20 protein-coding genes are annotated in these 11,913 nt (G+C 55.8%); 9 read left to right on the plus strand and 11 right to left on the minus strand.

The window, feature by feature from the left end; translation table 11 throughout:
* Position 1: 1 nt before the first annotated feature.
* Both FZZ85_RS03845 and FZZ85_RS03850 read right to left on the minus strand, forming a co-directional pair.
* Positions 2–1,636, minus strand: coding sequence for an FAD-dependent oxidoreductase (locus tag FZZ85_RS03845; protein WP_226412387.1), 1,635 nt, complete (start codon positions 1,634–1,636; stop codon positions 2–4).
* Positions 1,637–1,690: 54 nt separating this feature from the next.
* Entirely contained in the window at positions 1,691–1,900 is a 210-nt protein-coding gene (locus FZZ85_RS03850) for a hypothetical protein (RefSeq protein WP_226412389.1), read from the minus strand.
* Here FZZ85_RS03850 and FZZ85_RS03855 point away from each other — a divergent pair.
* Entirely contained in the window at positions 1,890–2,240 is a 351-nt protein-coding gene (locus FZZ85_RS03855) for a hypothetical protein (RefSeq protein ID WP_226412391.1), read from the plus strand. The two genes, FZZ85_RS03850 and FZZ85_RS03855, sit on opposite strands and share 11 nt — an antisense overlap.
* A 159-nt stretch (positions 2,241–2,399) precedes the next feature.
* On the opposite strand, the gene FZZ85_RS03860 is transcribed toward FZZ85_RS03855, so the two are convergent.
* Positions 2,400–3,047, minus strand: coding sequence for a ParA family protein (locus FZZ85_RS03860; RefSeq protein ID WP_226412394.1), 648 nt, complete (start codon positions 3,045–3,047; stop codon positions 2,400–2,402).
* A gap of 9 nt (positions 3,048–3,056) precedes the next feature.
* Positions 3,057–3,248: a hypothetical protein gene (locus FZZ85_RS03865; RefSeq protein WP_226412396.1), complete on the minus strand. Its 192-nt coding sequence runs from the start codon at positions 3,246–3,248 to the stop codon at positions 3,057–3,059.
* 491 nt (positions 3,249–3,739) lie between these two features.
* Between FZZ85_RS03865 and FZZ85_RS12165 the strand changes: the two genes are divergently transcribed.
* Entirely contained in the window at positions 3,740–3,844 is a 105-nt protein-coding gene (locus FZZ85_RS12165) for a DUF4278 domain-containing protein (RefSeq protein ID WP_226412398.1), read from the plus strand.
* 250 nt (positions 3,845–4,094) lie between these two features.
* Here FZZ85_RS12165 and FZZ85_RS03875 read toward each other — a convergent pair whose 3' ends face one another.
* The 5 genes from FZZ85_RS03875 to FZZ85_RS03895 all read right to left on the minus strand — a co-directional run bounded on the left by FZZ85_RS03875 (position 4,095) and on the right by FZZ85_RS03895 (position 6,600).
* Positions 4,095–4,880 carry a J domain-containing protein gene (locus tag FZZ85_RS03875; protein ID WP_226412400.1) on the minus strand — a complete coding sequence of 262 codons (786 nt, stop codon included), beginning with the start codon at positions 4,878–4,880 and terminating at the stop codon, positions 4,095–4,097.
* Positions 4,881–4,895: 15 nt separating this feature from the next.
* Positions 4,896–5,561: an SDR family oxidoreductase gene (locus FZZ85_RS03880; protein ID WP_226412402.1), complete on the minus strand. Its 666-nt coding sequence runs from the start codon at positions 5,559–5,561 to the stop codon at positions 4,896–4,898.
* A gap of 56 nt (positions 5,562–5,617) precedes the next feature.
* Positions 5,618–5,851 (minus strand): hypothetical protein, encoded by a 234-nt coding sequence (locus tag FZZ85_RS03885; protein WP_226412404.1) that lies wholly within the window; start codon positions 5,849–5,851, stop codon positions 5,618–5,620.
* A gap of 89 nt (positions 5,852–5,940) precedes the next feature.
* On the minus strand, positions 5,941–6,150 hold the full coding sequence (locus FZZ85_RS03890) for a hypothetical protein (RefSeq protein ID WP_226412406.1): 210 nt from the start codon (positions 6,148–6,150) through the stop codon (positions 5,941–5,943).
* Positions 6,151–6,333: 183 nt separating this feature from the next.
* Positions 6,334–6,600: a hypothetical protein gene (locus tag FZZ85_RS03895; protein ID WP_226412408.1), complete on the minus strand. Its 267-nt coding sequence runs from the start codon at positions 6,598–6,600 to the stop codon at positions 6,334–6,336.
* 616 nt (positions 6,601–7,216) lie between these two features.
* Here FZZ85_RS03895 and FZZ85_RS03900 point away from each other — a divergent pair.
* A complete protein-coding gene (locus FZZ85_RS03900; protein ID WP_226412410.1) occupies positions 7,217–7,381 on the plus strand; it encodes a hypothetical protein in 165 nt (54 codons plus the stop codon).
* Between the two features lie 380 nt (positions 7,382–7,761).
* On the opposite strand, the gene FZZ85_RS03905 is transcribed toward FZZ85_RS03900, so the two are convergent.
* The gene (locus FZZ85_RS03905; protein WP_226412412.1) at positions 7,762–8,100 is read right to left on the minus strand and encodes a phenylpyruvate tautomerase MIF-related protein; all 339 of its coding nucleotides are present in this window, start codon (positions 8,098–8,100) and stop codon (positions 7,762–7,764) included.
* Between the two features lie 157 nt (positions 8,101–8,257).
* Between FZZ85_RS03905 and FZZ85_RS03910 the strand changes: the two genes are divergently transcribed.
* From FZZ85_RS03910 to FZZ85_RS03925, 4 genes are all read left to right on the plus strand, one after another.
* Positions 8,258–8,596, plus strand: coding sequence for a hypothetical protein (locus tag FZZ85_RS03910; RefSeq protein WP_226412414.1), 339 nt, complete (start codon positions 8,258–8,260; stop codon positions 8,594–8,596).
* A 16-nt stretch (positions 8,597–8,612) separates the two neighbouring features.
* A complete protein-coding gene (locus FZZ85_RS03915) occupies positions 8,613–10,073 on the plus strand; it encodes a glycosyl hydrolase family 57 (protein WP_226412415.1) in 1,461 nt (486 codons plus the stop codon).
* Between the two features lie 686 nt (positions 10,074–10,759).
* On the plus strand, positions 10,760–10,933 hold the full coding sequence (locus tag FZZ85_RS03920; protein ID WP_226412417.1) for a hypothetical protein: 174 nt from the start codon (positions 10,760–10,762) through the stop codon (positions 10,931–10,933).
* 41 nt (positions 10,934–10,974) lie between these two features.
* A complete protein-coding gene (locus FZZ85_RS03925) occupies positions 10,975–11,127 on the plus strand; it encodes a hypothetical protein (protein WP_226412503.1) in 153 nt (50 codons plus the stop codon).
* 3 nt (positions 11,128–11,130) lie between these two features.
* Here the strand turns inward: FZZ85_RS03925 and FZZ85_RS03930 are convergent, their stop codons facing one another.
* The gene (locus FZZ85_RS03930) at positions 11,131–11,307 is read right to left on the minus strand and encodes a hypothetical protein (RefSeq protein ID WP_226412419.1); all 177 of its coding nucleotides are present in this window, start codon (positions 11,305–11,307) and stop codon (positions 11,131–11,133) included.
* Positions 11,308–11,331: 24 nt separating this feature from the next.
* Here FZZ85_RS03930 and FZZ85_RS03935 point away from each other — a divergent pair, with 24 nt between their 5' ends.
* Both FZZ85_RS03935 and FZZ85_RS03940 read left to right on the plus strand, forming a co-directional pair.
* Positions 11,332–11,508: a hypothetical protein gene (locus tag FZZ85_RS03935; protein WP_226412421.1), complete on the plus strand. Its 177-nt coding sequence runs from the start codon at positions 11,332–11,334 to the stop codon at positions 11,506–11,508.
* Complete coding sequence (locus FZZ85_RS03940) at positions 11,505–11,906, plus strand: DUF1499 domain-containing protein (protein WP_226412423.1); 402 nt, start codon at positions 11,505–11,507, stop codon at positions 11,904–11,906. Before FZZ85_RS03935 ends, FZZ85_RS03940 begins: the two co-directional genes overlap by 4 nt.
* Positions 11,907–11,913: the final 7 nt, after the last annotated feature.

An 11,913-nucleotide genomic window follows, 5' to 3' on the forward strand; every position in this document is an offset into this window, starting at 1 on the left:
CTCAGGCCAACCAAGGCCAACGGAGTCCCAAAGCCTCCAAGGGATCCATGACGAGCTTGTTGAGGGCCCGCCCCAAAAGCACCTGGGGCTCTTCGGGACGGATCGGACGCACCGGATGCTCATGACCTGGAGATGCATTCGCCCCCCTTGCCACCCCACTGCGCAGCAGGGCATTGGCCGCCTCAAGGCCGCAGACGTAGGCCCGTTCCTGGCACAGCCCCTTGGAACCATGCTCTCGTTCGCCCATCCGTACCCAATCGCCAGCGCAGACCACAGACGGAAGTACTGTTTTCAGCGGCGGCCGTTGGTTGAAACTGCCGGGGGAGAACAACGACACAGAGCCCGGGTAACGCCTCACCTCAAACTCCAGCACCTGGGCTAGCCGAAAGCTCGGCACCGCCTGGGGCAACAGCTCATATAGCAGTGTTTTAACGATCTCTTGATCACTCAGCGCGGCGATAGCCGTGGCGTTGTAGAAGTCGCTGGCCACCACGGAGCCCTGGGGCTCGCCACCACCCCAGAGTGCATCTTGATCCCCGTTCTGCAGCTGGTCGAGCATGAAAAAAGTGGCGCCAGCACCCTGCAAGGAGCCAAAGCGCGAGAAGACATTTGCGGGGTCGGCGACCGCTACATAGCGATCCAGCCACAACCGCACGGACACCACATCGATCGCGCCCAAGCGGCCAGCTGCTACCAGCTCCGGCAGCACATCCCTGCAGCGAGGCGACTGCGCCATCAGGGCATTCATGCCCTTGGCACCTACCGCCAGCACAAGCGCATCAACGTCATTAACAACGCTGGAGCGTCCTGTCGCTTGAGAACGAATCTCCACCGACTGGATCGCTTCACTAAAGTGATCAAGATTGAGGCGCGTGGCCAACGTTCCTGTCAATACAGTGAGCCGGCCAGAGTGCAGCAAGCGTTCAGCCAGGGGAGCGATCAACTGCTCGGCGATGCTGGCAGAACGAATCCACCGCACATCAAAGGAGTCTTGATGTGCCAAGGCGTAGTAGTAGAGCAGCTCCATGGTGACGGCTGCCGATAATTCCTCCGGTGGCTTGAACAGCCCCACCAGAAGAATCGGACGCAAAAACTCGTCGATCATCCGCTCACTGATTCCCAGTTGGCGGAACAGGGTTAACGCATCAATGGCGTCGTAACGCAGGAATGTCTCCTCATTTCGATTCAGATCAAGCATCGCCACCAGCAGACCAGCAATGCTCAAGCGATCGGCAACAGGCAGGCGCTTGAAGTTCTTGATCGTCGCCATGGCCTGCCCCAGGGGGCTGGGGAGCTGCAGCCCATCACCGAACACCGGCGCAGTAGCCTCCAGGCCGGCGGGGGACCAGAAGGCGCTGGTGGTGAAATCAGTGAACACATCGGTGAGCCCAAGCTCATTCGTCAGCGCACTGATGTTGGGGTAATCCCTCCAAAAGCCCCGGGTGCCGGCTTCAAAGGGTTTGCCAGTAGCGGTGCGCATCGGCGTCCTCCCCGTGGGATCCGACATCCCATCGATCAGAGTGACGCGAACACCTGCTTCACAGAGAGCTTTGGCTGCACCCCAGCCGGCCCAGCCAGCACCGACCACCACCACATGGGAGGCATCAGCGTTCATGGCCTTGGGTTGCTCAGGCATCAACCTTTGAGAGCTCCGTGAATGATCAATGCATCATGTAGCTCTAAGGCTCAATCAGAGCAAGTTCAGAACCTCAAGCACTTGCACCCGGATGCCACCGAGACGGGCCCATGCCTGCAAGGCATCAGTTTGGGAGAGGTAAGGCCGCCAGTCGTCTTCATCAATGCGACGCTGAATGTGACGCATCACCCGTTCAGCGACGACACGATCACTGGATGCTTTCAGAACGATCTGCCGGCCATTCAGCTCAAATGTGTCAGTCATTTTTGGGTGGTTTGATCAGTTCACCGGTCTGCAGCGAAACCACAGCGAAGCTACCCACAAAGACAACCGCAACCAGGACGAGGAAGGACGCAGTGAGATTGCTGATCTCAAGCTGCCCGAGCATGAAGGCAAGCGAGGTCATAATCAACAGCAGCAACCGCTTTTGAACTTAAACGGACTGGTCGTTGTTCAGATTGCCAAAAACGACGCCGGCCATCGACAAACCGATGGCAAGCATCACAAAAGCTTCGATCATGGGACTTCATTGGAGATGCCTGGCTTCTTGAGCAAAACAGCGGCGGTGGAGGGCTTCACCGTGACCTGGCCAGAAGAAGATTGAGCTTTGGGCTGCCAGGTGGATGCGGCCGAGCAACGGGTGGGATTATTCAACCAAGAACTGCGTCCCATCAAACGTCAATCAGCTGTGCCAAGGATTGCGGCTGAAGCGCAGAAGATCTGTCTGATTGGCGACCGACACCGGAAGTGTGGTGTTTCTTGATCAAGCACTGATCACGTCAGGCGTTGCTGCCGATAAGCGATCACGGATCTGAACAGCTGCCTGGCAGTAGGCCTCCCAGCCCCCCATGCGCCGCAGATCGGCACGACCACGATCATCCACGGCATTCGATACGGAAACACCCTCCACCTCAGCTTTTTCGAACGCCGCTAACAAGGGGATTTCCGCCTGCATCACATCCAGATCAAAACCCTCCAAAATCTGGCGTGCTTCCTGCGCAACCCGTTGTTTTCGGCTGTCCACCTTCACCAACAACGCGGCATGCATGATGTCCATCCGTGTGAGGGTTGAGGCTAGTTCAACTGTGAGCTCCACTGATCTCGCCTGCGGGGTGGTTGGCAGCAAAACAAGATCTGCTCCCGCCGAAAGATTTTTGAGTTCATCCTCGTGGCAGCTGGCTTGCCCATCGGTGATGATCACCTGGGCGTGGCGGGTGGCTTTCGCTGCAGCCTCCACCGGCACCACCTCAAACGAAAGCATCCCCCGGGCGGCGTAAGCGGTTGCTGAGCGGTTACGGTCCGCATCGACAACACACACCGACAGACCCTGCTGGGCCCAGACACAAGCCAAATGGATGCTGGTGCAGGTTTTTGCCACACCACCCTTCTGGCCGAAGACAGTCAAAAACATGGCTGAGGTTTAAATGCGCGGAATAATCGCGTCGTTGGGGAAGAACTCTTCAAACACACAAATGCGGTCGGCCCAACGGGCCTCAACTTCCATACGCATCAAGCGATTGCGCACCCACATCAATGTGTCCACATCAATGGGTTTATGGAACTTGTGCTGCTGAGCCTTCACCCAATCATCCTTGCTCTGAGCGCTGTTCATGACCACTAAAACTGATCTGCCCATACCGTACGGATGGCGTCTATGGGCGCCATTAGCTTCACACTGAGTAAGCATCAAGGATCACCCAATCGCAGACGAACTGTTCAGCAGAACAACAAATTAATGGAAGCTTTGAGTCCGGGCTAGAAGGTTCAGAGCTTGAGCCTCGAGATCGGTAGCCGATCCATCAATCCCACAATTCGAGCGGCGACAGAATCAATTCAATTCGCCTTCAACCGTAATGACTCAAAAAGCACCACAACTTAAGCCGCGCCCGATCCATACACCTCCAAAACGTGCGTAAAGACTATGAAGCCCTGAGCTGAACAAAACTCTGGTTCTGTAACACCACGAACGACATTAGGAGTCACAGCACTCCTATAAAAGATCTGTAGCAACTGCTACGCAATCACGTTCACCTCGTCTTCGGCGAGGCGCAGTTCGACTTAGGCCATGGAACGGGGACCTGAGCTTGCTTCGAGGAACTCATCATGACCCTGACCTATCGAGGCCAGAAGTACAACCAGAACAAAGCTGCTGCATCCAACACTCAGCGCCCTGCTCTTGTTTATCGCGGTCAGAAAGTAGCCCGCTGACAACAGCACAACCTCTTTCAAGCCCCGCCTCGGCGGGGCTTTTTTTATGTCTCATTCGCCTTCAGGATCTTGCTGCTTTTCCTTCCAACGTTCAAACCAAACCGCGACGGCGAGGGCCACACCCACGGCAAACCCAGCACCAATGAGCACCACGCCAACTTCCACCGGCATACACACCACCTGATTGCTGCCTCAAATCATCGGACAACATCAATAAACACAGCCAGGGCGGCGCCACCGAACCAACGCGTTATTGAACCAAAGACTGATACGCCTCATTGACGCGTCGAAACGCTTCCGCCGAACCACCGAGATCCGGATGATGCTGCTTCACCAGTTTTCGATGCGCCTGCTTGATCTCCGCCAGAGACGCGTTGGCGTCCAAGCCCAACACCCTTAAAGCGGCACGGCGTGGATCACGGGCATCGCCATCGTCCTGACGATCCGTTTGACGTTGATCAGTTCGGGTGCGGCGACCCTGCCTTCTGGAACCTGATCGATCCTGGCGCTGACGCAACTGCTCAACCACCCGCCGTGGATCCTCATCCAGCCATTCACTGGCACGAACTCCAAACAACGCAAACGCCGCCAAAACTGCCGCTGTTTGCTTGTTTGGCTTTGCTCCCACCGCTGCCATGAGATCTGTTCCTAGACCAGAAACCAGCCGATCCAGTCGCTGTTCAAGGGTTAAGTGGGCAGGGAAACTGCCGCGGTTGAGCTGATCAATCAAAACCTCCAACCCGCTCTGACGCAGTGCCGTCCATCCCGGCTGCTGGGCGAGGGCCTGCCCCCATACCCGCACCTCTTGGCTGCTGATGCGCGGTGGAGCTTGAGCCGATGGCTCGCTCCAAGGGCGATGGGATCTGGACTCCGTACGAATGCGTTGGCGTTGCTGACGTTGCAGCCGCTCCAACTCACGGTTGAGCCGCGATAGCTCGCGGCGTAAGGCGTCGTTCTCCGCCAACAACGCCTCAACATTGCTGGTGACCCGTTGTTCAGGGCATCCGCCTGACCAATGACGCGGATCAAATCCCAAAGCATGTCTCCCGTATCACCACGGCAACAACTCACCATTGGCATGCCAAAAGCTGCCGCTGGTGGCCAGCGTCAAGCCATCAATCCGGGCCAGCAGCCCCTTCACCGACTGCTCAGGCGGAATCCCGCTTGGATTGAAGCGAATCATGCGGGTGCGCACCAATCCGGGATGCAAAATCGCCACAGCGATGCCCCGCGATTCCAGATCAATCGCCAACGTTTTTCCAACCATGTTGAGGGCCACCTTCGACATCCGATAGCCATAGGAGCCTCCCGAGCTGTTGTCGTCGATGGAACCCATGCGGCTCGTCATCAGCACCAACTTGGCTCCGCTGGGCATCTGATCCACCAAAGCCCTGGCCAGCAGCAAAGGAGCAAGGGCATTCACCTCGAACTGACGGCGAATGCCAGCGGGATCCAAATCCATCAGGCCCATCGACTGCAAAACCCCGGCATTAAGGATGACGCCATCGAGGGGCACACCATCCAGACGCTGCGTTAGGTCATCAATGGCTTGGCTATCGCTCAACTCAAGGCCGGCTTCTACCCGCACCCCCAGGTCCTCCAGTTCTTTACTGACTTGACGACAAACCGCCACCACGTCATCGCCTCGGGCCTTGAGCTGGCGGCAGTATTCCAAGCCGATCCCACGGTTTGCGCCGGTGACCAGAAACGTCGCCATTGGGAGGTTTCAACAACCGCCATCCTGCCGGCTCTTGCGTCGCACCCCCGAATGAATCACGCCAAAAAATCCCCATCGACGCCGTACTGGTGCAAACACTGCTTCACCGTGAGCACCGAAACCGTGCTGCCGGTTTCTGAATCCACGAGCAGGTACGGACAACCTCGGAGAACGCAGCGCCGCCGTGCGTCGATGTAGGCATCAAAAGCATTGGCATGGAAACACTCCTCCACCCAACCTTCACTGCTGAGATACCGCGTGAGGATCATGTCCACAGGCGCCTGGGCCACTGGTTATGGCTCATGACATTGCGCATCCCAGGAAGTGACTTGAAGTCTTCGGGATCGCACCAGGCCGAAAAACGCCGAAGCGAGGGTGATCAATGGGATTCAGCTGCCCCCTGTACAACGGTGACTACCTGATTCCAGGTGGCATGCACCACGCGATAAGTCTTCAAGGTGGCGCGTGATTTGGTGCGAGCATTCACAAAGGCTTTGAACTCCGTTTTGAAGCAGATCTCCTGGATCCACTGACCTCCTGTATCAAGCCTCTCGATGCAATACATCAGAGATAAAGCAGTTACAAACATCACAACCGCAAACCATTTGCTGAGCACAAAATCAAAAGGTGCTGTTCGGGATCAATCAAAAAAAGCCCCCGCGATTGGCGGAGGCTCGGGTGGTGTGAGGAGTCGACGATTTTGCAACTGCCGACACAGTTTTCATAGCCCGATTTCAGATCAGCAGCGGCGCCAGCCACAAAGCTTTATCAGCTACAGATAAAGAACGCTGTCGCGACAGCGCCGAAGCGAATCACGCACAGCCTCCAGCATCGTTTCGTCCGGCCGCTGCAGCCAGGCAGGCACCACCATCACGTCATCCGCATCTAGATGAACCCGTGCCGAGAACCAGGTGCCACGTCCTGGCACAGACGCACGGCAGATTGGATCCTGGTTTTCGTCCAAACGTCGCTCGATCAACCAACCCTCAACCCGATCCAAGGGCTGAAATGCCGTTGAGGCAAAAGCGACAGGCGACATCAGGGAGAGCAGCAACAAATGCAAGGCCTGCATCACAAGGCTTGGGCGAGCGAAGCGCACCCATCGTCACAGAGAACACCTGTTCAGACGCACCGTTGCGTTAGAAGAGCTCCGTCGCGGAGCCGCCGATGCCATTATTTCGTTGTGAAGGGTGCTCTATGCGCATCGAACGCTCGATGGCGGCGTACTGGCGCAACAAGGGAAAATTGCTGTGTTCATCGTGTCTCGACCGCCAGGAGATGCCTCTGAAAACGACTGAGAGCGGCCAAAAGCAAGGCTCTTCCGAATTCCGTGCCAACAGCAACAAAAGCTGACGCCAGCTGTGGGAATGATGCTCACATCGTTCCCCCCCCTGATCCATGGGTTTCCTCGCCGTCGCTGGATGCATGCTCCTGGCTTCCGCCATGTCTGCTGCACTCACCACCAAGCCTTCGAAAGCCTGAGCGTTTGAAACGCCGGCTCAAAGCTGAACAAAAACCGGGCCAGTCCCGGTTTTTTTGTGGCGGTGAACTTTTAGTCATGGATCTTTCTCTCACCAAGGAGATTTAGAACTGCAAATCAGATGTGCAAGCCGCCCCTTCGCGGCTGTAGATCTTTGATCCACTGAGCGATTCCCATGGAGAGCATCAGTCGCATCTGCGCCACGTCCAAGGGCACAACCATTGATGCCATCGGCCAGGGCCGCTACCGCGTCTGCAATCGACATTCGGGCTGTTCTGACGTTGAAGGTCTTTGGCAGGCCTATGAAATTTTGCGGCGTCAGGAACAATCCCTAAGTTGATTGCTGAAACCAAGAATAAGTATCAACACTTACAGCGATTGAATGTTCAGCACGTAACACTTGGCTCACCCCGGTGAGGGGTAATGCGTCGACTCTGGGAGGGCCTAGGGAACCCTCCTTTTTTATGTGGAGTTTTCAGAAACCCAGCGTTCCTACACTGTCTTCCCCGAACTCCAGGTAAAGGCAGCGGGCATCCTCAGCCCGGCCGCAATCAGTCAAGTATTGAACCCGTTCACGCCACCACTGGGACACACCAGAACTCAACTTATATTGGGCAGTCCACCGAAGGATTCACTCACAGCAATCATTCGTGTTGAGCAAACGCTAAGCACCGTGAATGACAACGCGAATGGCCTGTTACGTGCTGTTAGCAGCTGTTGTTACCCAAAGGTGCTGCCGTTCCACCCCCAACAGCTCGCCTTCACATCCTCAAAACCGATGTACACCCGGTCGGCAGGGATACCCGTGCGTGCCTGGATCAGTTCACAGATCGCAGCTGTCATCGCAGGTGGACGCAGGGCACCGATCGATTTCACCTCCACATATGCACAGGGCTCGTGGCTGCCGGCGAAGGTCATCGGCACCCCCGTCTCCAGGAGCGTCATCACGTAGGCCTCCGGCTTGCCCGTCTGGTTGGCCAACACGGACGAAAGCTCCTGCAGCAACGCCGATCCATCCTTCAGCGCTGGCAGCGATGTGCGCACATTGATAAGAGGCATCGGCTCAAGAAAACTTGCAAAAGCTTGGCACTTTCCAGCCATGAGCGCCAAGCCCCGCATGTTGATCAAACTGAAATATTTCCAAAAGCAAAGACCATCAACCTGAACAGTTTGGCCAGGAAAAGGTTCATAAATTTCAGAAAAAGTGATCAACTCAATGATCTTTCTTCACTTTTTTGGCCTCGGAGACCTTCTGCGTCGCTTTGAACTCGAGCAGACCACGGGCCTCACAATCACGGGATTCAGGCCACTCAGCCTCGATGGATTGATGCATTGGTCGCAAAACATGGCCGACCAACACAACTGGGACAGCGAAGCAATTCGCCAGGACGTGATGAGCACTTGGCTTGATCAAGCCGAAGACATCACCCGCTGGAGGCATTGCCTGAATCAAGCACCTTCTGAGGTAGAACTATTGGCCGGCATTGGCGATCAGCACACTTGGCGCGATCATTGGGAAGGCTTGCTGCGTCAAACACCGCGTGCCGGCTGGTGATAACGAGCGGAATGCAATGACAGGCTGTCCACCGATCAGCGGACGAGAAGCGGACGTCACCACTGTGATGCTGAAACAACGCCAGGTCTGGTCGAACAGCGCGATCGAGCTTGAACAAGTGCGTTCCGGCTTTGCCTGCGCTCTCCACATGCACCAACCGACGGTGCCGACGGGAGCAAATAACAGCTTGATCTCTCATCTTCAACACATGCTGAATCACCCCAACGAGGGTGATAACCACAACGCCGAACCATTCGCTCACTGCTACCGGCGTCTTGCCGAACTGCTACCTGAACTGATCAACGAGGGCTGCAGCCCAAGAATCATGCTCGACTACTCGGGCAATCTGCTCTGGGGGATCGAGCAGATGGGACGTCACGACATTGGCGATGCACTCCATTACCTCGCCAGTGATCCTTTGATGCAGGGGCACGTGGAATGGCTTGGAACTTTCTGGAGCCATGCAGTAGCTCCATCCACCCCCATCCCAGACCTGAAACTCCAAATCAGCGCCTGGCAACAACAGTTCGTGGCCTGTTTTGGCAACGCTGCACTGGAACGGGTCAAGGGTTTCTCTCCACCAGAGATGGCGCTACCCAACCATCCCGACACCCTGTTCGAGTTCGTCAAAGCCCTCAAGGAAGCGGGGTATCAGTGGCTCCTGGTTCAAGAGCACAGCGTTGAGTGCATGGACGGCAGTCCACTGCGGCGCAGCCAATGCTTTGTGCCGAATCGGCTTCTCGCCAGGAACAGCCAAGGCGAGGAGATCAGCATCACTGCGCTGATCAAAACCCAGGGATCTGACACCAAACTTGTAGGCCAGATGCAGCCTTACTACGAGGCATTGGGTTGCGAACGGCAATGCGTTGGTGACGTCGAGGTGCCATCACTGGTGAGCCAGATCGCAGATGGAGAAAACGGTGGGGTGATGATGAATGAATTCCCTGAAGCCTTCCGGCAGGCCAACTTCCACATCCGTGACAACCCCAACGGCACCGTGGCCATCAACGGCAGTGAGTACATCGAAGCCCTAGAGCGCATCGGAGTGAACGCAGATCAGTTCCCCACGATCCAGGCGGTGCAGCAACACCGCCTTTGGAATCAAATTGGCCTCAACACCTCTGCAGAAGGCGTTGAGGAGGCCATCAGCAGACTGAGTGCTGACGATTCCAGCTTCAGCATGGAGGGTGCGTCCTGGACCAACAACCTGAGCTGGGTCGAGGGCTACGCCAGTGTGCTGGGTCCGATGAATCAGCTCAGTGCACAGTTCCATGCGCTGTTCGATCCATCAGTCGCCGCAGACCCCACAACAACCAGCACCAAGGCCTACAAGGAGTCATTGCTGCATGTGCTGCTGCTGGAAACCAGTTGTTTTCGGTACTGGGGGCAAGGTGCCTGGACCGACTACGCCAAGGAAATACACCGTCGCGGCAAGGAGCTGCTGAGTCAGACGAACTTCACGACTCCCTCCAGCTAGGGGGGCGCAAATGAGAGGCGCTTTACAGAGCGTTACATTCGTGTAACGTGAGACTGTTCGGGTTTAGCGAATGGGCGATTACACAACTGCAATAATCGCCATGGTGGCCATAGGCATCGTTTTGACAGCTGCTGTGGTGTTTGCCCTGATGCGACCCAGTGACATGCCACCCATCGATGAGATCCGAAACTGAGCATGGGAATCATTGCTGAATTACTGATTGCCGCCACCGAAATCGGAATAGCTCTCTTGGTGGCCGTGTCCCTACCCGTTGCCGAGTCCCAGAACTGATTTGGGATCAGGCCACACCTCTCAAGCGGAACTCGGTATATATGGATGCGGCATCGCGCTCACGATCTAGATCTCTAAGATCGCAACATCGCGATTGCATCCAGTAAACCGTTTCTCTCCAAATTTCCAAACGGTAACGGCGCTCGAGGTTTTGTCCGGAACCGTCCAAAGATCTGCAAGCATCATTCTTTGAATATAGGAAGTGCGAATTGATATCGTTGGGGATGTCAACATTCAACGATCAGCGCTTGGTCAAAATCTATCTATTAAGATCGCGCCGCAATATTTTCGTTAGGATCATGTATGTAATAGCTCACATCGGGGACAAAACGTGCCCATTGTTACGGCATCAGAAAATCAAACCAATATTTTGAGCCGAAAATGTTAACGTCATCATGGAGCCCATTGCTCTGACACTTGGTCAACAGTTCGACATCGAACAGCGCAGTCGCGATATCTGTGCGATCACCGATGTCAAACAGCTGCAGGAGATCAGCAAAGATCTGCTTTTAGCTTGGCAAGAAGAGATCGCTCGTTCACGTGCCGCAGCCAGCTCACACCTGAAATAAAGCTTCGTTAAAGTTGATTAAGCCGCTCTTGAGTTGTGAATTTGAGCCTGACTCAGCAATTCGAAGCTGAATCGATTAAGCGCTCCATCGACGATACGGATGACCTTGATACGTTGAAAGATCTGGCACGGGAACTTGCTGATCTCTACGTGCGCCAAAGAGCAGCAACAGCCTGGGTGATTGCCGAGAAATAAGCGTCACACCATGCTGTCGTTTCGCCAGCGACGTTCCAAGCGCTTACGGGCTTCATCAACCTTTTGTGCACTGGTCACAGTCGCTTTATCTCGATAAGGGCGCGTGATCGACCAAAACTTGAAGGCAGAAGCGAGCGCCACCACCACCCATGCGAGCACAATCCAGCTCGGATTCGTCATCGTTGCCCAGCAATGCACTCCATGATGGCGAACAGACAGCGAATCGGCCCTGCATGTCCTGCCATCAGTGCAACCGTAGATCCTGAGGTGCAGCAGTTCGTGATTAGCGAGTTGGTGGTGATCGCACTACCGGTTGGGAGCCTTTTCGGCGTCTGGCTTTGGATGCTCAACTGGAGCAGTCGTTCCCGCAGAGACCAGTGACCTTTCTTGCCGGCCTACTGGCACCCGTCTTGATGCTGTTCCATCTTGTTGGGCCCGTCCCTCCTGATCTTGGCTTGAGCAACGGGGGATTACGCAACTGCCCGACAACGGCTCACTGCACCAGCCAAACCTGGGAAAGCAGCAACCCGATGGCTGAACTCAGCAGGCTGAGTGAACTTGTGCAGGAATCGCCGCGGACGGTTGTCGTGGATCAAACCGAGACATACCTCCATGCCGAAGCCAGCAGCGCTTTCTTTGGCTTTGTGGATGACCTCGAGCTGTTCGCTGATCGCGACAACAGCCAGATCCAGGCACGGTCCGAGTCGCGCCTCGGCGACTCGGATCTTGGTGTGAACGCCGCAAGATTGGAGGCGCTGCGGTCCGGCTTGGAAGGCTGAAGCCTGC

The organism is Synechococcus sp. MU1642 (genome assembly GCF_020514115.1).
In the GTDB taxonomy this organism is placed as follows: Bacteria; Cyanobacteriota; Cyanobacteriia; order PCC-6307; family Cyanobiaceae; genus Parasynechococcus.

Excerpts from the sequence above, each read along its gene's own strand:
- FZZ85_RS03845 (WP_226412387.1), bottom strand. The coding sequence starts at position 1,636 with ATGCCTGAGCAACCCAAGGCCATGAACGCTGATGCCTCCCATGTGGTG.
- FZZ85_RS03850 (WP_226412389.1), bottom strand. The coding sequence starts at position 1,900 with ATGACTGACACATTTGAGCTGAATGGCCGGCAGATCGTTCTGAAAGCA.
- FZZ85_RS03860 (WP_226412394.1), bottom strand. The coding sequence starts at position 3,047 with ATGTTTTTGACTGTCTTCGGCCAGAAGGGTGGTGTGGCAAAAACCTGC.
- FZZ85_RS03865 (WP_226412396.1), bottom strand. The coding sequence starts at position 3,248 with ATGAACAGCGCTCAGAGCAAGGATGATTGGGTGAAGGCTCAGCAGCAC.
- FZZ85_RS12165 (WP_226412398.1), top strand. The coding sequence starts at position 3,740 with ATGACCCTGACCTATCGAGGCCAGAAGTACAACCAGAACAAAGCTGCT.
- FZZ85_RS03880 (WP_226412402.1), bottom strand. The coding sequence starts at position 5,561 with ATGGCGACGTTTCTGGTCACCGGCGCAAACCGTGGGATCGGCTTGGAA.
- FZZ85_RS03890 (WP_226412406.1), bottom strand. The coding sequence starts at position 6,150 with ATGTTTGTAACTGCTTTATCTCTGATGTATTGCATCGAGAGGCTTGAT.
- FZZ85_RS03895 (WP_226412408.1), bottom strand. The coding sequence starts at position 6,600 with ATGTCGCCTGTCGCTTTTGCCTCAACGGCATTTCAGCCCTTGGATCGG.
- FZZ85_RS03900 (WP_226412410.1), top strand. The coding sequence starts at position 7,217 with ATGGAGAGCATCAGTCGCATCTGCGCCACGTCCAAGGGCACAACCATT.
- FZZ85_RS03905 (WP_226412412.1), bottom strand. The coding sequence starts at position 8,100 with ATGCCTCTTATCAATGTGCGCACATCGCTGCCAGCGCTGAAGGATGGA.
- FZZ85_RS03910 (WP_226412414.1), top strand. The coding sequence starts at position 8,258 with ATGATCTTTCTTCACTTTTTTGGCCTCGGAGACCTTCTGCGTCGCTTT.
- FZZ85_RS03915 (WP_226412415.1), top strand. The coding sequence starts at position 8,613 with ATGACAGGCTGTCCACCGATCAGCGGACGAGAAGCGGACGTCACCACT.
- FZZ85_RS03920 (WP_226412417.1), top strand. The coding sequence starts at position 10,760 with ATGGAGCCCATTGCTCTGACACTTGGTCAACAGTTCGACATCGAACAG.
- FZZ85_RS03930 (WP_226412419.1), bottom strand. The coding sequence starts at position 11,307 with ATGACGAATCCGAGCTGGATTGTGCTCGCATGGGTGGTGGTGGCGCTC.
- FZZ85_RS03935 (WP_226412421.1), top strand. The coding sequence starts at position 11,332 with ATGGCGAACAGACAGCGAATCGGCCCTGCATGTCCTGCCATCAGTGCA.